Here is a 20,944-nt window from a genome sequence, read left to right as displayed (position 1 = left end):
CTCTGTTCAACCTGCCATCGAATACTGCTCTTCCAACCTACTCGTACCCAACCCACTCATCTTCTTAACTTTAATCTGCACTGGGATGCGCTCTTTCATTGCTTCAATATGACTGATAACACCAATCATCTTGCCTGAGGCATTTAGGCTATCCAACGCATCCAATGCTGTATCTAGGGTTTCGCTATCGAGGGTTCCGAAACCCTCATCTAGGAAAAGAGAATCAATGCTGGTTTTCTGACTTACAAGATCTGACAGCGCCAATGCTAATGCCAAGCTGACTAGGAAGCTTTCACCGCCTGATAATGTTTTGGTATCGCGCACGGTATCTGCTTGCCAGGTATCCAGTACTTGAAGCTCTAGAGCACCCGATTGTTTTCTCTGCAGCATATAACGACCATGCAGACGTTCTAGCTGTTTGTTCGCTAGGTGAACCAAATGGTCGAGTGTTAGGCCTTGAGCAAAGCGGCGGAATTTATCTCCCTTTTGAGAGCCAATAAGGGAGTTCAAATAGGAAAGATCATCATATTCTTGTTTTGACTGCTCTACCTCAGCAAATAGCTGCTGTTGCGATTCACGGCGCTTTTCGTTGTCTTGTAGTAGTGCAGAGCCTTCGCCCTTTTGAAGTAAAAGCTGTTTAATCTGATTATCTAGCTGAGCCAACTCTATAGCGATTTGCTCACCATTGATCTTTTCATACTGCTTTTCTAATCCAAACTGCTGTAACTCTATTAGTTGCTGCTCAGCTTGTTTAAGTAAAGTTTCAGAATGCTGTTCAGCTTTGGCGATCTCTTCGCTTAGCGCTTTTAACTGCTGCCTCTCTTCGTCAGAAATTAGGGCATCGAGGAGTGCCAGCTCAGAATCAAATGGACTACCTTCTAGCGCTTGTTGCCATTTAATTTTCTGACTACTAAATTCAGTTTGGAGTAGACCCAGCTGTTGTTCTTGCTCAGCAATCATTGTTTGCAAACGGGTTAGCTCGGTTTCGTGCTGTTTATGTGTAGCAGATATCTGCTGGTGGTTCTGCTCAGCTTTGTTTACCTCTGCAAGTAGACGTGAGCGTTCCTCTGCAACTGATTTATCACCAAATAGTTCCTGACGCCCTATTTGTTTCTCAGTAAGTTCCTTTGACAGATCATTAAGACTGTTTTGATGTTCGGTACAGAGTCCAGTTTGCTTTTCTAGCGATTGGTTAGCCTGAGTTAACTCAACAGCAGATGTTTCTTGGCTGCGATTTAAGATTTCAAGGCGTTGCTGTAACTGCTGTAAGTTAGCGATTTGGCTTTCTAGCGTATTTAACCAATCCGTTAGCCCTTGTTCGGGTAGCGTCAGTTGTAATTCAGCCACTTCTTGAGATAAACCTTGCTTAACCACAGCGATCTGCTCGTTAAGCTCTTGCAGACGCTGTGTATCTTTAAGCTGCAACTGAGTTAGGTTATCACACTCTTTATTGGCCAATTCTAAGTTGGCTTGAGCTTGCTGTAAGGTCTGTTCTGCCTTATGGATCCCTTGCTGTTGTTGATTGATCTGCTCACTAAACTGGCGCAGCTGTTCGATTTCAGCTTGCTGATTACTAAGCTGCTGCTCGAATTGTGTAATTGCATAATCTAGCTGTTCAGTCTGGTTGGGCTCGAAAGCAAAACCAAACAGTTGCTGTAGAACTTGCCACTCTTGCAAGAGCTGCTGTAACTGCTCATTAGTCTGCTGCAGGCGGGTTTGAAGGCCAACTATCTGTACGGTTGTTAATTGGTTGTAGCGCTCTCTTAGTTGAGTACCTTGAGTCTTGAGCTGATCACGCGCTTGTTCAGCCATCACAAAGCGCTGCTCGGTTTCGCCCATATCTAGAGGTTGATAATCAGCCACTAGGGGATGCTCTTTTGAGCCGCACAGCGGACAAGGCTGATCCGGTTGAAGCTTAGCCCGCTCTGCTTCGAGATTTTGTATTTGGCGCTCTTGCTCTAACAGTCGCTTTAAATCTTTGAACTGCTGATCTTCCCTCTGATACTGCTCACGAAGATTAGTGAGATCACCTTCAATTTTCTGAGCAGTAACTTCAAGCTGACTTAACTCATTACTGCCAACAGTTTGCTCACTTTGCAGCTGGATATACTGAGCAGATAGATTCTTCGCCTGCATAAAGCTTGCTTGCAGCGATTGTTGCTGGCTGTACTTTGCTTCGATATCGGCTAGTAGACGGCCATTTAATAGTGCTTGCAACTGCTCCTGAGTGTTCTTAAAGCCGTCGATCAACTTCTCTTTTTGCGCGGTGCTTTCAGATACATCTCGCTGTAAATACTCAGTTTTTTGTTTTTCCGTATCTATTTGCTTTTGTAAGCCTGAAAGGTGATCTGTCAGGTTTTTAACTTCAGCGGTATGTTGATGTGTTTGCTCTAGCTGACTACGCCATAAAGGGATACGCTCTGCAGCACCTTCAAGATGACAAAGTTCGGCTATTTGATTTTCAAGCTGCGAGGTTTCAGCCTTGGCTTGATTAATTTTGTCGTTAATCTGTTTTTGTGCTGTTTTCTGCTGTTCTAATTCAGACTGATGCTTTTTCAGTTCATCAGTAGCGCTCTCTTTTAATTGAATAAGCCGTTCACACTCAGCATCCAACGGCACTACTTGCTCGTTAATCAGCGTTTCTTGTTCTGATTGATGCTGTTTAGTCTGTTTTAGTTTTAGCTCTGCTTCATTAAGAGATTGCGCTGAACTTTTATGCTGATCGGTAGCCGACACTAATTGAGCTGCATTTTGCTCTTTAATCTGTGCAAGATCGTTAAGCCGTTGCTTTGCACTTTGATAAAGTTGGTACGGAGCTTTTAGTTTCTCAGCCGGTTCGCACACTGCTAACTTATCTAGAGAGCCTTTAGCCGTTTCTTTACGCTGCTTAACGCCTTCCTGTTCAGTCAAAGCGCTTTGTTTTTGTTGCTCAGCTTTTTGCAGATCAGTCCACCAGCGTTCCTTTGATTGCTGTTCGCTCTGCTCTTTCTCTAAGGTTTTAAGTTGTGCACTAATCGCTGATTGTTCGGATTTAAGCTCAGCAATCTTCTCATCCGATAACAACTCAACACCTTTAGCCTGTGCTTCCAGTTGTTTGAGGTGGTTATCTGCCTCTTTAAACTGCTCGTATACCTTCTCTGATATCAAGCTGTAGATAGCCGTACCGGTTAACTCTTCCAGCAATCCGGCTCTTTCATTTGCATCAGCATTGAGAAACGCTGCGAATTGGCCTTGAGACAGCATCATGGATTTAGTAAAGCGGTCAAAGTTTAAGCCGCTGATTGTCTCGATTAGCTCATTCTTCTGCTTAACCTGTGAAGCAATGATTTTACCTTCACCGCTTCCACCTACCTCTGCCAATTCAACTTTGGCTTCTTGTAGATTACCGTCGACCTGATCTCTGGAGCGACGTTGACTCCAAAACGCACGATAACATTTACCTTTTACTTCAAACTCCACTTCAGCCAGCGCGTCTGCTGTACCGCGGGTCATAAGCTCATTAGTGCTTTTAGAGATAGTCCCTAAACGTGGCGTACGGTGATACAGGGCCAAGCAGATCGCATCTAAAATAGTCGTCTTACCGGCACCTGTTTGGCCTGTGATGGCAAAAAGACCATTATCGATAAACGGAGATTGAGTAAAATCGATCTTCCACTCACCCTTCAGTGAGTTAATGTTTTTAAAACGCAGCGTTAATATTTTCACAGGCTATTCTCCTCTGCTGTATCTGGCGCTAAAGCAGAGAAAAGATCGTCTTGATCGATCTTAGTGTCATTTAGCTGTTTAGCCTGCTCAACTTTTTCCGTTTTGCCTTTTGCGTGCTTGTTTTTAACTGCAATGGATTTTGGCTCATCGGAAGAATCACTCTCTAAAGAAAACAGATTTAGAGTGTTATGGTCTTGGTCTTTTTCCTGTCCAAGCTCTTCTGATTCAGAAGCACTATTAGATTCTTCGACTGCAGCATGCTCACTAGGATATTCTAAATCCTCTGATTCCAAGTGTTCTTCTTGCTCTTTCTCTTGCTCTGGGCAGTCTTGAGCAAGAGAGAACTGTGTTGTAGATAAGAACTCATCCACTGGCTTAGTTGCAGGAAGATCATTTTCAGACTCTACAGTCGTTACGATCTGGCAGAAGCGATCTTTAAGTCGTTGAATACGGTTTCGTTCGGCTTCGGATTCGAAAACCTCATCGTTAAGCCTACGCGTGAAAACCTCGTAAGCATTCAACTCAGAGAGCGTCTCTTTCTCCTTGCCGACTAAACCTCGCTGGATCTGTTTGCGCGCCCTTCGTAACTGCAGAACCTCAACGTTAAGATCTTGAGTTAGTTGCTCAACACGTTGTGTAAGATCGTTCAGGTAATCTTGGGTTTGAACCTCAATCGATAACCAAACAGGAAGTTCATGCTGTTCAGCTTCAAGTTCATCCAACTGCGCTTTAATCGAATCAAGATCACCCTTGATGCTTGCCATTGGCTGGAAGGTCGGCACTAAAAGCGGTGTTATCTCTTTTAAATGGCTTTGTTCAAATTCAACCATCAATACCTGCTTTTGCGTACCGATCTCATCAAAGCTTAAAGGGATTGGTGAGCCGCAATAGCGAATATGTTCAGACTTAGCGACTAATTGCGGGCGGTGAATATGGCCTAAAGCGATGTAATCTGCTGGTGGGAATGCACTGGCTGGAAATGCCTCTAGATTACCAACATAGATATCGCGAACAGACTCGGAGGTTTTAACACCCATTGCCGTTAAATGCCCCGTAGCAATGATCGGGATCGACAGTCCAAGGTCTTTTCGCTTTTGATCAGCCAGATCATAGATGGCTTGATAGTGTTCTGCGATTGCTGTGCCTAACGAATGCGCTTTATCTTTTGCCGATTGATCTGCGGCACTTTGCATCACATCACGAGGACGAATATAAGGAATTGCACACAGGATGGCAGCCGGTTCACCTGAGCGATGATTCAAGGTAATAATCTGCTGCTCAAGTTCTGATTCAACACTCGCTATGACTTCTGCATTGAGATGTTTGAGCAGGCCTTTGGATTCATTCAGCGTAGAAACAGAGTCATGATTACCGCCTAAAACCACTAACTGACAATCGAGTTTATTTACTTCGATAACCAATTGATTATATAGCTCGCGAGCATAACTTGGTGGCGAACCTGTATCGTAGATATCACCTGATATTATTAGCGCATCTATCTGATTTGATTGAATTTCACCTAATAGCCATTTAATAAACTCTTGGTGTTCGGCTAATCGACTTTTTCCAATAAAGTGCTGACCTAAGTGCCAGTCAGAGGTGTGTAAAATGCGCATTAAATAAGGCTCGGCAATCCATAGATACAATGAAACTTCACCTCCATTGAGGTGAAGCTCATATTATCTTGTTACCGCTTTTAGCACCATCCATAGTCACTGTAATATGGTGGTGTTAGCTAGGTATTTATTCAGCGGTTAAATACTGTATTAATGCCTGTTCAGCATTAGCACAGTGATAGATATCTTCGTGCTGTTTGAGCGATTGGTAGGTAACTTCAAAGACACTGTCGCTAATCACTAGCACAAGGACATCGGTCTCATCCTCGTCATCAGCGCTAGCCTCCTCTGGCTCATCGGTATCGAATTGATAAAAGCCCGCCTGCGGTATATCCATCTCCTCTTCGAAACCATCGAGATAGTCCTCAATAGACATCTGATGAACTTCAAGCACTTCATCAGCACTGAATTCGACAATCGAATAAGTTTTGGGTACTGAAAGGAAGTCCCGTTTTAGCGCATAACACAGCAGCAAACTTTGCTTGCGCCCCTCTTGCCTCAGTAGGTAACGAACATCAGATTGAGGTTCTACTTCTGGCGCAGACAATTTATTGATAAGCGAAAATGTAATCACGGATTAATCTTCCAAAACGTAAGCTGGCAGATCGGCTTCTGCAGGAACAGGTGTTGGTACGCCATCATCATCGATCGCGACAAACTTAAAAATCGCCTGTGTTACTTTTTCACGTTTACCAATACGACTACGGCGCACCCAAGCTTCAACGTGAATCTGCATCGATGTACGGCCTACTTTTACAATTTCCGTATAGACACCCAGTACATCACCCACTTTTACTGGACGGATGAAAGACATGCTATCTACCGCCATAGTCACTACACGGGTTTGCGCGCGCTGGCCTGCACAGATACCCGCCGCAATATCCATCTGCGATAACACCCAACCACCAAAAATATCTCCTGAAGGGTTGGTATCACCTGGCATGGCCATAGTACGTGTAGTCAGGCGGCCCTTTGTAACTTCTTGTGTTTGGTCTTTCTCAGACATAATGCATTGTCCTACTTCTTAGATGGAGGTCTGTTATTCCAATATGTACTTATTACTATACCTTGGTATATAAGGTTTTGCGTAAGTTGTTTTGAATCCTCAGCCTAGAAAGCAACGCTTCAACCTTTTACCTACATGCAGTTATTGGCATAATACGTACAAAATTTATCTCCTTACTCGCTCCTTAAGAGCGCAGTCATCTATAGCGGATCTAATATCGTGTTAACCACAGCAAATATCACCATGCAGTTTGGTGCTAAACCTCTATTCGAAAACGTTTCAGTTAAATTTGGCGAAGGTAATCGCTACGGTTTAATTGGCGCAAATGGCTGTGGTAAATCCACATTTATGAAGATCTTAGGCGGAGACTTAGAACCAAGCGCAGGCAATGTGTCCAAAGGGCCAAACGAGCGTATTGGTAAGCTAAAACAGGATCAGTTCGCTTACGAAGAATTCAGCGTGATGGATACCGTTATTATGGGCCATGAAGAGTTGTGGGCTGTTAAATCAGAACGTGACGCTATCTACGCCAACCCAGAGATGACTGAAGAAGATGGCATCCGTGCAGCAGAGCTCGAAGGCGAATTCGCTGAGATGGACGGCTATAGTGCTGAATCACGTGCAGGCGAACTGCTTTTAGGTGTAGGCATTCCGACTGAGCAGCATTTCGGCCCGATGAGTGAAGTAGCACCTGGTTGGAAGCTTCGTGTCTTACTTGCACAGGTACTGTTCTCAGAACCAGACATCATGTTGCTAGACGAACCTACCAACAACTTGGATATCAATACGATCCGTTGGCTGGAAGGCGTTCTTAATGAGCGTAACTGCACTATGATAATCATCTCGCACGACCGTCACTTCCTAAACAGTGTGTGCACGCACATGGCTGATTTGGACTACGGTGAGTTACGTGTTTACCCAGGTTCTTACGATGAGTATATGACTGCATCGACACAGGCACGTGAACGCCTGCTTGCTGATAACGCTAAGAAGAAAGCACAGATCGCTGATCTTAAGAGCTTTGTGAGCCGCTTTTCTGCCAACGCATCTAAATCTAAGCAAGCAACGTCACGTGCACGTCGTATAGAGAAGATCGAGCTAGAGGAGGTGAAACCTTCAAGCCGTCAGAACCCATTTATCCGCTTCGAACAAAACACCAAACTGCATCGTCTAGCCGTTGAAGTAGAAGGTTTAGGTAAATCTTTTGATGAAGAGCTGTTTAAAGACCTTAATCTAATGGTAGAGGTTGGCGAGCGCATTGCTATTATCGGACCTAACGGTAGTGGTAAAACCACCCTATTACGCTGCTTGTATGGTGACCTTCTGCCGACTGCGGGTGAAATCAAATGGTCTGAAAACTCAGAATTTGGATACTACGCACAGGACCATGCTGCTGATTTTGAAGAAGATAAAACTCTGCTTGATTGGATGGGTCAATGGGGCCAAGAAGGCGATGATGAGCAAGTTATCCGTGGTACGCTGGGGCGTTTATTGTTCTCTCAAAAAGAGATCAATAAGTCGGTTAAAGTGATCTCGGGTGGTGAGCAAGGCCGTATGTTATTTGGCAAGATTATCCTTCAGCGCCCGAATATCATGCTAATGGATGAACCGACCAACCACTTGGATATGGAATCAATAGAATCCTTAAACCTTGCCCTAGAGAACTACCCAGGTACGTTGATCTTTGTCAGCCATGACCGTGAGTTTGTATCCTCTCTAGCAACCCGAATTCTTGAGATCACGCCAGATGGCATTGTCGACTTCCGCGGTGGTTACGAAGACTACCTGAAGAGCCAAGGCGTAGAATAAACCTAAGCGCTAATGCAGAAAAAGCCTGATTGCAGTTAACCTCAATCAGGCTTTTAAATTTTTACCCCTAGCATAAATTACTTTCAATTCTTTGGTGAGCTTTATGATTATCGTCTGCCCTAGCTGTAATACATCCAACCGTATTCCTGATGACAAATCACATGTCGATGGCAAATGTGGTAAGTGCAAAGGCCCGCTACACACCCATCAACCAGCTGAGCTAGATGATCAATCTTTTGAAAAGTATGTTGGTGGTAATGAGTTACCTGTCATCGTAGATTTCTGGGCTAGCTGGTGCGGCCCATGCCAGATGATGAAACCCATATTTGAGAAGACTGCAGCTGAATCTGAAATACTGCTCTTTGCAAAAGTAGATACTGAAAAGGCACCACGGACTAGTCAGAATATGAATATCCGTAGCATCCCTACCCTTGTGATGTTTCAAGCTGGCAAAGAGATCGATCGTGTTGCAGGCGCACTCTCAGAACCTCAGCTAAAGCAATGGATTTTGCAAACCCTACAGAAGGCGTAAGAGTACTCTATGGAGCTTTCAAATCAGATCGCCAAAGAGCTAGGCGTCAAATCTCAACAAGTTAATGCAGCAATAGAGTTATTGGATGGTGGCTCCACCGTCCCGTTTATTGCACGTTATAGAAAGGAAGCTACCGGTGCGCTAGATGATGCGCAATTAAGACAGTTAGCGGCGCGTTTAGATTATCTCCGTGCGCTAGAGGCTCGAAAACAAACGATCACAGATAAGCTCCAACAAGATGGCATATTAACACCTGCACTCCACCAGCAGATTAATCAGATCAATAGTAAGACTGAGCTAGAAGAGCTCTATCAACCATTCAAAAGTAAACGCAAAACCAAAGCTCAAATCGCTGTTGATGCTGGCTTAGATAAATTACTAGATCAAATCATTCAAAAGCCTGATCAACAACCTTATGTTTTAGCCAAAACTTTTATCTGTTCTGATAAAGATTTCAGCTCCAAGGAAGATTGTTTAGACGGTGCGCAAGCCATCTTAACTGATCGTCTGTTAACAGACCTGAAGTTGCAGGCTGAACTTAAACTGCGTGTGTGGAATGAAGCCAAACTAAAGGTATCTGTTAGCAAAGGTAAAGAAAGCGAAGGTTCAAAATTCCGTGATTACTTCGCTCATAGTGAAGCGATTAAATCCATCCCTTCACATCGCATGTTAGCGATTTTGCGCGGTATCAATGAAGGCATACTGAAATCCGTTTTAGATTTGGATGAAGACCGCTTTAAGGTTTTCCTATCCAAGATGGCAGCTCTTCCTCACTACGGACCTTCAGGGAAATGGCTCACTCAAGCGGTACATACTGCTTGGCAAAGTCGTATCAAATCTAAACTCACTAAAGATCTGATAGCAAAACAAAAAGATTCCGCTGAAACTGAGGCAATTAAAGTCTTTAGCCGGAATCTTCATGACCTTCTGCTTGCAGCACCTGCTGGAGCTAAAACCACCTTAGGACTTGATCCAGGCCTTAGAACGGGTGTAAAAGTCGCCATAATTGATCCAACGGGCCGTTTGTTAGAGCACGCGACGATCTACCCTCACCCACCAAAAAATCAGTGGGACCAAGCAATCGATAAGCTTTTTAAGCTCAGCAAGAAGTACAATGTTGAGCTGATTAGTATTGGCAACGGTACTGGCTCACGAGAAACCGATAAACTCGTAACGGAGATGCTTAAGCAACACGATTCAATTAAGGCGCAAAAGCTTATTGTGAGTGAAGCTGGCGCTTCAGTTTACTCGGCATCTGAACTTGCTACTAAGGAGTTCCCTGACCTAGACGTATCTATTCGGGGTGCGGTGTCGATAGCGCGTCGCTTGCAAGATCCACTAGCTGAGCTGGTAAAAATTGAGCCCAAAGCGATTGGTGTTGGTCAATATCAACACGATGTAAACCAATCCGAGCTTAATCATGCACTTGAAGCAGTTATTGAAGATTGTGTGAATGCAGTTGGAGTCGATCTAAATAGTGCTTCATCTGCAATTTTAAGCCGCATCTCTGGTTTAAACTCAACACTAGCCAATAATATCGTTGCTTATCGTGATGATAACGGCGCTTTTACGAGCCGAACTCAGCTTAAAAAAGTTCCTAGACTGGGCCCGAAAGCCTTTGAGCAAGCTGCTGCCTTTTTGCGTATACAGAACGGCAAGCAGGTATTAGACAACTCCTGCGTTCACCCTGAAGCCTACTCTGCTGCGCAACGCATAGCTCAAGATAACCAACGCACTTTAGGATCAATTATCGGGGATAGTGACTTCTTAGGCTCACTTAATCCGCAAGACTACATAGATTCTAGCTTCGGTCTTTATACCATCAAAGACATCATCAAAGAGCTAGAAAAACCGGCCAGAGACCCGCGCCCAGACTTCAAAACCGCTGCTCTACAAGACGGCATCGAAACCGTTAGCGACCTTATTGAAGGGATGGTACTTGAAGGCACTATTACTAACGTGACTAATTTCGGTGCATTTGTTGACGTCGGCGTTCACCAAGATGGATTAGTGCATATTTCACAATTAGCTAACCAATTTGTGAAGGACCCTCATGATGTTGTCAAACCGGGCCAAATTGTCACAGTTAAGGTGCTTGAGGTAGATCTTAAAAGACAGCGTATTTCACTCTCGATGCGTGAAGATTAATAGAATAATTCTCATTATTATATTAATGAGAATTATTCATTCTCAGCGGCTTATTTTATTAAAATTCATTCACTAAAAACTATCTTTATTGTTCAAAATCAACAACTAAGAGGAGACATAAGCCATAACTAATACTAGACTGTAACCACATAGCTTGATTGAAGTAGATTCCATGGTTACAAAAACAACTAACTTACTATGGATGCAGGCTGGTGCATGCAGTGGCGATACAATGTCACTTCTTTGTGCTGACAAGCCTTCATGGCCTGAATTCGTGCAGCAATATAAACTGGATGTCCTTTGGCAGCCTTCCCTTTCTACGCGGCCCATGCGCGAGCTTATTGCTGACATTGATCTGATTCTTGCAGATAAAAAACCGCTAAATATTTTATGTATTGAGGGTAGTTTAGCCCTTGGCCCAAACGGCAGCGGTATGTTTGATACCTTTAATGATCGCCCCAAAGCTTTTGTCATTAAGGAATTAGCAGAAAAAGCGGATTATGTTGTAGCCGTGGGTACATGTGCAGCCTACGGTGGGGTTCCAGCCGCACCACCTAATCCGACCGAGTGTACGGGTATGCAATCAAGCCAAGGAAGTCCTGGCGGTTTATTGCCTGATTCGTTTAGAAGTAAAAGCGGCCTCCCTGTCGTCAATATATCAGGCTGCCCAACTCACCCTAACACAATCATTCAAACCTTAATTGCACTTATCAACGATTACCCTCTTCCTCTCAATGATTTTAACCAGCCTGATGCTTTCTACAGCACCATGGTTCATCAAGGCTGTACGCGCAATGAATATCATGAATACGATATTGAAGAGGAACAATTTGGTGAGGCAGGCTGCCTTTTCTATAACTTGGGTTGCCAAGGACCCTATACAACGGCTACATGCAATACTGAGCTATGGAATAACCGCAGCAGCAAAACCCGTGAAGGTGTGCCTTGTTTAGGCTGTGTTTCTCCTGATTTTCCAAGAGATGCCCCTTTGTTCAAAACAGAAAAAGTGGGCGATATTCCAGTTGCACTGCCTTTAGGTGTTAGTCGACCTCGCTACATGGCATATAAGGGCCTCGCTAACGATGCCGCGCCAATCAGAATCATCGAACGTAAAATGAAACCTTAAGTAGTACGGTTATGAGCAAAAGAGTAAAAGTACAGCTAAACCGAGTTGAAGGCGATTTAGAATTAGAGCTCGAAGTTGAGCAAGGGGTGGTCACCAACGCTTGGTGTATCGGCACGATGTATCGTGGTTTTGAGCAGATACTTATCGGTCGAGCAGCGATGGACTCACTAGCGATCACTCCCCGAATTTGCGGTATTTGCAGCACTGCACATCTGTATGCGAGCGTGCTTGCATTGGAATCGATGTCTCACATCACACCACCACCCAATGCAATTCGCGTAAGAAATATTTGTTTACTAGCCGAAGAGATTCAATCTGATTGCCGGCAGACATTTCTAATGTTCACTCCTGATCTTTGCCACCCCGGTTACTCCAATCTCAAATTGTACAGTCAGATAAAAGATCAGTTTGAAGATATGTCAGGCAGCATTTATCAAGATGCCGTTCGATTTAGTCGCGATATCATTGAAATTGTCGCTATCTTTGGAGGGCAGTGGCCGCACTCTTCTTATATGGTCCCAGGTGGCGTTACTTCATTACCTGATACCAATAAAGTCATTAGTGCGCTAAGCGTAGTCGACAACTATATCAATTGGTTAGAAACGAAAGTCCTTGGTGTATCCATAGACCATTGGAATCAGATCGACAACCTAGAAAAACTTAACGAACTCACCGAAACAGGCAAAGGCGCTGCTAGTCTTTTCTATCAATTCGGTAAAAATATCGCGTTAAATCAAATTGGCGGGGGCTGTAAATTATTGATGAGTTATGGCTCCCTTATCGATCCAGATAATCCAGAAGATACATTACGAAATCGTGGTATCTACGATGCTACAACCCAAAGTTTCGAGCCTTTAGATCAAGAACAGATTACTGAGGATATCAGTTACAGCTGGTACCATGATGACCAAGCTGCACCACGTCATCCTCATGACGGTCTAACTCAACCAAAATACGATCCTGACAGCAAGCGTTACAGCTGGGCTAAAGCCCCTCGCTATAAAGACCAAGTCGTGCAAACAGGTCCATTAGCGCAACTGATTCTAGATCAAGATGCTCTTCTTCTTGATATGTTAGAGAAGCAAGGTGGTAACACCCTCTTAAGACAATTTGCGCGCATACAACGCCAAGTAAGATCTATAGCCCTATTGAAAGAACAGCTGAACGGGCTTCTACAAAATATCACTGAACCCACAATGACCCACCAACCTCTTCTTGATGGAGAAGGTATTGGTATGATTGAGGCCGCTCGAGGAAGTCTAGGTCATTGGGTAAAAGTAGAAAACGGCACCATCAGCGGCTACCAAGTAATCACACCCACCGCTTGGAACGCATCACCTAGAGATCAAAATCAACAACCTGGTCACATCGAAAGCAGCCTAATTGGTATAGATATTCCAGATATAGATGATCCTTTATCTGTCGGTCACGTGGTCCGCTCTCATGATCCTTGTTTAGTATGTACCGTACACCTACTAGGCAGTAACAAGAAACACCGTTATGGAGTGATTTGATGACGGTGATTTTATGCTTTGGAAATGAATGGCATGGGGATGATGGCTTTGGTTATGCAGTCTATAACACTCTCAACCAAACCGATTTGCCGTCAAAAGTAGATCTTTACTATTGCGCTACTAATAGTCTGACAGCTACTCGTTTGATCAAAGACACATCTCGATTAATATTGGTCGACGCCTACCAATCCGACAGCAACAATGCGGGTACACTACAGTGGTTCTCTAAAGATGAGTTCCAGACAAGCTATGCCAGAAACCTTCACGATGGAGGCTTAGAAGAGCTTATTAAGCATTGCGACATTTTGTTTGACTCACAAGAACTTGTGATTGAGATTTTGACGGTAACAATCCACCAAGTCTCAAGCTTTTCTGAGAAACTTTCTCCTATTATTGAGAACTGCGTCTCAGAGGCCTGCAATCAGATTTTAACCCGCGTGAATCAGGAGCCACACTATGTTTACTCCTGATAAAGTAATTACCCGCTTAGTTATTGAGCGAGAAGTAAGTATTCAAGGCCATACGCGCTGGGTAGCTCACCCTGAAAACAGAAAAAATCGACTATTAATAGTTGAGCATAAAAAACAGCTATATGCCCTACCTCTCTATTGCCAACACGCTCATGTTTCGCTTCTTAGAGCTAAAGTGGATCACAATGGTAAGGTAATTTGCCCTAAACATGGTTTAGCCACTGATCTTAAATCCAACCCAGGTGTTTTTACTGTCGAACGGCAAGGTAATTTTTTTATTACAGCCAACAGCTCTCTAATTGAAACCCAAACAGTAGAAACATGCGAGCAAGATGTAGATCAACAAACTGAATTAGAGGCATTAAAAACAGTCAACTCGGCATTGCAGAAGAAGGTACTATCAAACCTTGAATCTATGGACTCAATGCTGAGTGAAGTTGAGCATAAAAAGGTCGAGTTAGAGGAAAACAATCGTCACCTTCTCTCCGTAAATCAACTCATTGATAGCATTACTAATACAATGGAAGAGTTCTTGGTTGTCACCGACAATCAGGGACGAATTACCCGTGTTAATCCTTATGCAGAATCTATTTTAAATATAAAAGCAGAAGAGCTAATTGGAAGCTCTCCGGATAATTTCCTTCGTGACGAGACCCTAACTGAAATCATTGAAAGGTTTCCTGCAAGCAACTGGGACCAAAGGCCCTATTTATACCGAGCGGTTTATAGTAACGATGGATTTGAACAAGAGATTCGCTTTAGAGATCCAACAGGACGTCATAAAGAAGTCAGCCAAAAATACTTTCTTCTAAAAGGCACTTTGATTTACGGACGAGCGGGTAAAGAGGAAGGACTCATTCTTTCCGCTACAGACATATCCGTAGTAAAAGCTAAAGAAAAACAGAAGCGCCAAGCAGACATTGAGAAACATCTACAGCTTCTTCAAAGTACTTTATCTACTATTAGCCAAGGCGTTGCTATGTTTAGCGGCATAGGTGATCTGCAAACTTTTAATGATTCATTTACTAACAATATTAATGTAGATCCCGACATACTAGCGCAAATACCAGCCTATGAAGTTCTATTTAGTAACAACAAAGAGATCTTAGACCTACAACAGATACCGCCTTGCCAAAAACTCATCTCTGACAAACACCAATGGATTCAAACTTTCACAGATGGAAGAGTTATCGAATGCGAATCAGCTCCAACGCCTACCGGAGGTTTTGTAGTTACAACTCGTGATATTACACAAAGCCAAAAAAATGAAGAACACATTCGCCTACTTTCGACCACTGTTGAGCAAAGCTCCAGTGAAGTTGTCATTACCGATACTCAAGGGATCATTGTTTATGTAAACCCTATGTTTACTGAAAACACAGGATATACAGCAGAAGAAGCTATTGGAAAGAAAAGCAGTATTGTCCAATCAGGAGAAATGTCAGCTGATTTTTATAAAGAGTTATGGTCAACCATTAAGGCCTCCAATAGATGGAAAGGCGAAATACTCAATAGAAAGAAATCAGGAGAAAAGTTTTGGCAGTCAATGTCTGTAACGCCAATCTTTGATAATAACGGTGTGATTAGTCATTATTTATCATTAAAAGCCGACATCACTAAACAGAAAAGAGCTGAGAAACGCTTAAGATATCAAGCTGAACATGACCTCCTAACTAATCTACCCAACAGGTCTATATTGCTACATCAACTTGAGAGTTCCATCGTTGATGCAAGAGATAATCATAAAGCGTCTGCAGTTCTCTTTATGGATCTAGATAATTTTAAAGACGTGAATGACACATTGGGTCATTTGAGTGGCGATATCCTTCTGAAGCTTGTCGCTAGACGATTGCAGCAATGCTCAAAACCAACTGATTTGGTAGCAAGGCTTGGCGGTGACGAATTCGCTATTGTACAGAATGACATTGCTTGCCTCGATGACCCCAAAACTCTAGCCGAAGAGATAATCTCTTCAATCACCCGCCCATTTAAAGTTGATGATCATCTATTACATATTGGTATTAGTATTGGAATTACTGTCTTACCTACTGACGGTTTAGACACGGGTATTCTGTTACAAAATGCAGATATGGCAATGTATGAGGCCAAAGGAATATCAGGCAGCCACTACCATTTCTTCGATTTAGAACTACAAAAAAGTATCCAACAAAAACGGACTATTGAATCTCACCTCCACCATGCAATTGAGCATAATGAACTTAACCTCTTGTTTCAGCCAAAAATAGATCTTCAATCGAACAAGATTGTAGGAGCAGAAGCCTTGCTCAGATGGCATAGCAAGGAACTTGGTCATATATCTCCAGAGGTTTTCATCCCCATAGCAGAAAGAAGCGGCTTAATCATAAAGTTAGGCTCCTGGGTGCTGAATAAAACATTAGAACACATTACAGCTTGGGCCAATGCCAATATTGAAGTACCTAAAATAGCGGTAAACCTATCTACGATTCAACTTCTAGATGCCAATTTGATATCAGATATTAAAGAAGCACTAACGACTTACCATGTACCTCCAAATAAACTCGAACTTGAGATCACTGAAACAGCTGCGATGTCCGATCCAGAACTTTCACAAGCTCAGTTAGAGGCGATTAAAGATATAGGTGTAAGTATCGCTCTTGATGATTTTGGTACCGGTTATTCCTCACTTTCGTACCTTGCTTCACTACCTGTAGATCGAATTAAAATAGATAGAAGCTTTGTAAATGACATACAGTTCTCACCACAATCCAAGGCAATAATTGAATCGATCATCCATCTTGGCATCATCATGGGGAAAATAGTTATTGCCGAAGGTGTAGAAGTAAAGGAACAACTTGCTTTGCTGCAAAGTCTAGGTTGTCACGAAGTACAGGGGTATTATATTTCTAAACCCATCACAGCAGATGAATTTATTCATTTTTTGAATAACAAGGAATAGGGCTAGACGTTTATGTTTATTGCTATGAACCGCTTTAAAATCATTCCGGGTAAAGAGGATGACTTTATTGAAATTTGGAAAAATCGAGACACTTATCTAGATGAAGTACCTGGCTTCAAAAGCTTTGATCTATTGCAAGGCCCGAGCACTGATGAAGCCACAATTTTCATCTCTCACAGCACCTGGGAATCAGAAGAAGCATTCAAGCAGTGGACTAAATCTGAAGCGTTTAGAAAAGCACATGCCAATGCAAAACCTGCACAAGGCATCTATTTAGGCCCACCTCAATTCGAAGGCTATAACAAAGCCTTTTAAAATTAAAAAAGCGGCTATTTCAGCCGCTTTTTTTAATCTATCAGTGTGTCGATAAGATCTATCATAAACTCAGTCTGTTCTTCAGTCATGATTTCCCAGCCATCTAAGTCCATGCTTTCCAGCACACCTTGGCCTTTTGGATCATTCTGCATACTCAGGAGAAACTCTTGGAATTGAGGAATTAATGCCTCTAACTCTGGAGAAACCAATAAAGCATGATGAACATCACTGATTTCACTCGCAACCAACACCTTCATCTGCTTACGAATTAGCTCCGATAGATCTTCGTACGCATCCTTCAGAAAGAATCCGGCATCAGCCTTATTGTTAATTAAGTGCTTCGCAACAATAACGTAAGAATCAACGGTATTTAACTCAGTGTTAGAACCATCAAGATCTGCAGGCTCCAACATAATCATGCCAATACGGTTTACATCAGGATCACTGGTAGCAACCAAACGGCTATTGGTCTTTAGATCTTCTACGCAACTATATTGCGCATCTGCATGGGTTGCGATGACAGTCTCATCAGATTTTGAAATAGGCCGAACAACCGCCTTAAAACCCAATTCACGCACAAGCATTGAAGCATCAAAGGGATTCGCATAAACAAGATCATACTTCCCCTCTTGAATATCATTTCTTTGTGCTTCAAAACTATCATATAGTTCTAAATGAACCGGTCGGTCTAATTGACGTTGGAGCCAAGTATTAAATATAAACCAACCGGAGATATGATCTGGAGAAAAATCCGGACTGACTGTTAAATTAAGCTTCAAGGAATCACCCTACTTCATCGTTAAATACAAGGCTTCGCTTTCTGCTATTTTTCGAAGGGAAGGCTTTCGCCTTACAGAAGTATAACCGACGACAGAACCATTACGGACATTTGGAATAACGGTAGCTTTGACCCAATAATAACTACCGTCTTTACGTAAATTCTTTACGTATCCATGCCATTTTTTACCTGCCTTTAGCGTATCCCATAAGTCTGCAAACGCAGCAGCAGGCATGTCAGGATGCCTCAAAATATTATGATTTTGTCCAATCAACTCTTCCTGAGTATATCCAGACATTTCAACAAATGCCTGATTAGCATGAGTTATAAATCCTTTCGTATCCGTACGAGAGACAATGAGCTTACCTTCTGGGTAAGGCTCCTCTATGTCCAGTATTTGAGCGGTGCGTGTTTCACCGCCAAAATATTTGATGACAACTTCTTGAACGCTTTCTGCATGCGATACTGGCATCAACTTCCCTAAATTTATAAAATTTTCCCAATTGCTTCTGCTGCACGTTTAACATCAAGAAAAATTAAACCCAAGCGTGCATTTGGTTTTGCTACTACGGTAAGTACAGATTCATCATTCGCATGGGTCATTAAGATATAACCTAAATCACCTTTTACAAGAACCTGTTCTAATTCTCCACGAGCAAGTTCACTTGCAGTACGCTCACCTAGCGAAAGCATGGCAGCACTCATTGCACCTACTCTATCTTCATCCAGACCAGCTGGAAGAAGAGCTGCGATCATAAGACCATCTGTTGAAATGACAGCGGAAGCTTCAATCTCGGCTGAAGTTCCATTCAAGTCACTCAAAATCGAGGTCAACATTTCTGAGCGCATATACTTACTCCTTTAATGTAAGGCATTAAAATACAGATATCTGAGAATCGATCATTGATTGATATCAATAATCAAGGTAACGCCTTGCTAGAACGCTTAATAAATCTACATAATTTCCTTGGTTCAAACGTGGCATCTGATCAATTACCAGAACAAAACGCTGATGACCAAGGTGGATCACCCAAAACCCTACTTGGCTCAAACCAACAGGGTCCAACATTCCCCATGACTCCCCCATAAAGGAAAGGTCACGGTTCAGTAATAAACTATGACGCTCGTGCAACGAGCTCAAATCCGCCGCTAACGCGCACAACGCTTCTGCATGGTCAGCATCATAACCGGTAGAACCGAGGCAAAATCCATGATCGTCGGCCAACGCGACTTTCCCTGAGCTAGATAAACCAGACAACAATTCCGGCAATATCTTCTCAATTGAATCATTGATCATTCTCGATGGATTTTTACTTAGCTGAACAAAATTTTTATCAATCAGCTTATCAAACAACTCTTTTGCTTCACCTTCATCAAGGTCTGTCAACTCCATTACCAATTCATGACTAAATGGTAAAGAGACATCAGAGCTAAGAAGCTGAAGCAATAGCGCTCTAGCATCATCCGGTTCGGAGCCTACAGTAGCGTAGAAAGCTCCTGCAGGACAGATCTGAATAAATTGATTTTGGATAGTAGCATTTGTCACAAAATAACTCCGATACCTTTCCTAACCCACCACTTCATTCCTGAAACCATCCAAGTGAATATGCACCACACATAAACGCAAAAACAACACGTTGAGGCACATCCAATATTCTTACAATATCCAGCGCGGTCATTGGTTGACCACTCCATACCTCACTAATTTCATAACAATCAGGTATGGCCTGAAATGATTCAAAATCAGGCTGCACTGTTAATTGCATTAACTTCTCTGGGTCCATTCCATTTAATAGCCGCCCTCTAGAAGTCCAAAGAGCAACTTTCCAAATAAGTGATTCTATTCTCTCAGCAAGATGTTTTGTTTTATCTTCTAGCTGGAAGTCACCCTTTGGCTCAATCTCCAACTCACCATACCCAAAGCGGGTTAAAGCGAGTTGATTTAAAAATTCATCACTAAACGTCATGTAAAACAAACGCTGGTCAGGGAATACAAGCATCTGACCCGGCAATCCAGTAATCTCAACAGGTTGATCGAGTTTAAGTGCTAGGTCAACCGCTTCTGTCATTTTTACTAACAGCGACCCTTCGGGATTAAAAAAGATACTACGACGCTCATCAGGTCGAGTCAGGTCAGCATCAGCTGCATTACCACAACATTGTAGGATTTGCTCTTTTGTTAACTCTTGCGAAGCTTTAACAGACTTATCCTGAAGCGCTTTCTCTGTCTCTTGCTCTCTTTTGGCTAACAATTCTTTCTTTTTCTTATTATCGAGTAGCTTCTGCTTCAGCTTCTTAGCTTTTTCAGCGGCAAGCTTTTTCTTTTTAGCTTCTTGTAATCGTTTCTCTTCTTCGAGCTTTTTCTTTTTCAGAAGCATTAACTTTTTAGCTTTTTTCTTAGCTAAGAGAGCTTCATGCTTAGCCTTTTCTGCCTCAAGCTCACGTTTAAGTTGCTCTTCTTGCTCCCGAATATCTGCTTCGATCTGCTGCACCAAACGATCAGATGCACTAACAACAAGATTACCTTTTATAAGCTTTTGCTTAAGAGCCTCACCCTGCCTTTTACGTGCATAATCACGGCTTCGATAGAAATCGAGATCATCGGAATTAATTTCTTTTTTTACAGGTTGAGTATCTTGATTTTCAGAGTCAGAGAAAGTTACAGAGAAGCTTCTGACGACACTCAGGAGGTCTTGAGCAGTATGCGGTTTTTTAAGTAGAGCAAAGCCATCCCAACTAACATCTCTAATACTGATAACTAAACGAAATTCAGCAGGATACTTTTCAATGATGTTTCTGCTTAATTGCTCATCACCCTCACCTTGATCCCCATTCACTACAAGGATCTGAGCTGCACTAGCAGTTACGAGTTCACAGTCGACTTCTGAAGAGAAGCAATATTCGAGCATTGCCTGATTAGGGCCCGAAAACCCGATCAATGCTATTTTACGCACATTTTTAAGTTGACTGCTTTTCTTCAAGCTCAT

The 20,944-nt window shown here is 42.7% G+C and carries 17 protein-coding genes; 8 read left to right on the top strand and 9 right to left on the bottom strand.

Annotation, left to right across the window (positions count from 1 at the left end; translation table 11 throughout):
- Nucleotides 1-6: 6 nt before the first annotated feature.
- The 4 genes from ACMXYS_RS07990 to ACMXYS_RS07975 all read right to left on the bottom strand — a co-directional run bounded on the left by ACMXYS_RS07990 (nt 7) and on the right by ACMXYS_RS07975 (nt 6,327).
- Entirely contained in the window at nt 7-3,705 is a 3,699-nt protein-coding gene (locus tag ACMXYS_RS07990) for an SbcC/MukB-like Walker B domain-containing protein (protein ID WP_415898179.1), read from the bottom strand.
- Nucleotides 3,702-5,321: an exonuclease subunit SbcD gene (gene sbcD, locus ACMXYS_RS07985; protein WP_415898178.1), complete on the bottom strand. Its 1,620-nt coding sequence runs from the start codon at nt 5,319-5,321 to the stop codon at nt 3,702-3,704. The genes ACMXYS_RS07990 and sbcD overlap by 4 nt, the downstream gene beginning before the upstream one ends.
- A 127-nt stretch (nt 5,322-5,448) precedes the next feature.
- Nucleotides 5,449-5,895 (bottom strand): hypothetical protein, encoded by a 447-nt coding sequence (locus ACMXYS_RS07980; RefSeq protein WP_415884541.1) that lies wholly within the window; start codon nt 5,893-5,895, stop codon nt 5,449-5,451.
- A 3-nt stretch (nt 5,896-5,898) separates the two neighbouring features.
- Nucleotides 5,899-6,327 (bottom strand): acyl-CoA thioesterase, encoded by a 429-nt coding sequence (locus ACMXYS_RS07975; RefSeq protein WP_415884540.1) that lies wholly within the window; start codon nt 6,325-6,327, stop codon nt 5,899-5,901.
- A 219-nt stretch (nt 6,328-6,546) separates the two neighbouring features.
- Here ACMXYS_RS07975 and ACMXYS_RS07970 point away from each other — a divergent pair, with 219 nt between their 5' ends.
- The 8 genes from ACMXYS_RS07970 (at nt 6,547) to ACMXYS_RS07935 (ending at nt 17,179) form a co-directional block, all read left to right on the top strand.
- Nucleotides 6,547-8,136 carry an ABC-F family ATPase gene (locus ACMXYS_RS07970; RefSeq protein ID WP_415884539.1) on the top strand — a complete coding sequence of 530 codons (1,590 nt, stop codon included), beginning with the start codon at nt 6,547-6,549 and terminating at the stop codon, nt 8,134-8,136.
- Nucleotides 8,137-8,239: 103 nt separating this feature from the next.
- On the top strand, nt 8,240-8,668 hold the full coding sequence (trxC, locus tag ACMXYS_RS07965) for a thioredoxin TrxC (RefSeq protein ID WP_415898177.1): 429 nt from the start codon (nt 8,240-8,242) through the stop codon (nt 8,666-8,668).
- Between the two features lie 9 nt (nt 8,669-8,677).
- A complete protein-coding gene (locus ACMXYS_RS07960; protein ID WP_415898176.1) occupies nt 8,678-10,816 on the top strand; it encodes a Tex family protein in 2,139 nt (712 codons plus the stop codon).
- Between the two features lie 172 nt (nt 10,817-10,988).
- Complete coding sequence (locus ACMXYS_RS07955; RefSeq protein WP_415898175.1) at nt 10,989-11,942, top strand: NADH:ubiquinone oxidoreductase; 954 nt, start codon at nt 10,989-10,991, stop codon at nt 11,940-11,942.
- A gap of 11 nt (nt 11,943-11,953) precedes the next feature.
- The gene (locus ACMXYS_RS07950) at nt 11,954-13,456 is read left to right on the top strand and encodes a nickel-dependent hydrogenase large subunit (RefSeq protein WP_415898174.1); all 1,503 of its coding nucleotides are present in this window, start codon (nt 11,954-11,956) and stop codon (nt 13,454-13,456) included.
- Complete coding sequence (locus tag ACMXYS_RS07945) at nt 13,456-13,926, top strand: hydrogenase maturation protease (RefSeq protein ID WP_415884534.1); 471 nt, start codon at nt 13,456-13,458, stop codon at nt 13,924-13,926. The genes ACMXYS_RS07950 and ACMXYS_RS07945 overlap by 1 nt, the downstream gene beginning before the upstream one ends.
- Complete coding sequence (locus ACMXYS_RS07940) at nt 13,913-16,864, top strand: EAL domain-containing protein (RefSeq protein WP_415898173.1); 2,952 nt, start codon at nt 13,913-13,915, stop codon at nt 16,862-16,864. The genes ACMXYS_RS07945 and ACMXYS_RS07940 overlap by 14 nt, the downstream gene beginning before the upstream one ends.
- A gap of 12 nt (nt 16,865-16,876) precedes the next feature.
- Nucleotides 16,877-17,179, top strand: coding sequence for an antibiotic biosynthesis monooxygenase family protein (locus ACMXYS_RS07935; RefSeq protein WP_415884532.1), 303 nt, complete (start codon nt 16,877-16,879; stop codon nt 17,177-17,179).
- A 32-nt stretch (nt 17,180-17,211) separates the two neighbouring features.
- On the opposite strand, the gene ACMXYS_RS07930 is transcribed toward ACMXYS_RS07935, so the two are convergent.
- The 5 genes from ACMXYS_RS07930 to ACMXYS_RS07910 form a co-directional block, all read right to left on the bottom strand.
- Entirely contained in the window at nt 17,212-17,958 is a 747-nt protein-coding gene (locus tag ACMXYS_RS07930; protein WP_415884531.1) for a phosphate/phosphite/phosphonate ABC transporter substrate-binding protein, read from the bottom strand.
- Nucleotides 17,959-17,967: 9 nt separating this feature from the next.
- Entirely contained in the window at nt 17,968-18,429 is a 462-nt protein-coding gene (locus ACMXYS_RS07925) for a PAS domain-containing protein (RefSeq protein ID WP_415884530.1), read from the bottom strand.
- A gap of 14 nt (nt 18,430-18,443) precedes the next feature.
- A complete protein-coding gene (locus tag ACMXYS_RS07920) occupies nt 18,444-18,806 on the bottom strand; it encodes a roadblock/LC7 domain-containing protein (RefSeq protein ID WP_415884529.1) in 363 nt (120 codons plus the stop codon).
- Between the two features lie 64 nt (nt 18,807-18,870).
- Nucleotides 18,871-19,503 (bottom strand): hypothetical protein, encoded by a 633-nt coding sequence (locus ACMXYS_RS07915; protein ID WP_415884528.1) that lies wholly within the window; start codon nt 19,501-19,503, stop codon nt 18,871-18,873.
- A 34-nt stretch (nt 19,504-19,537) separates the two neighbouring features.
- The gene (locus ACMXYS_RS07910) at nt 19,538-20,944 is read right to left on the bottom strand and encodes a hypothetical protein (RefSeq protein ID WP_415898172.1); all 1,407 of its coding nucleotides are present in this window, start codon (nt 20,942-20,944) and stop codon (nt 19,538-19,540) included.

Origin of the sequence: Neptuniibacter sp. QD57_21, from assembly GCF_047778075.1 — a bacterium.
GTDB lineage: Bacteria > Pseudomonadota > Gammaproteobacteria > Pseudomonadales > Balneatricaceae > Neptuniibacter.
Note: the sequence above shows the minus strand (reverse complement) of the source record. Positions and strands in the feature narration are given on the sequence as shown.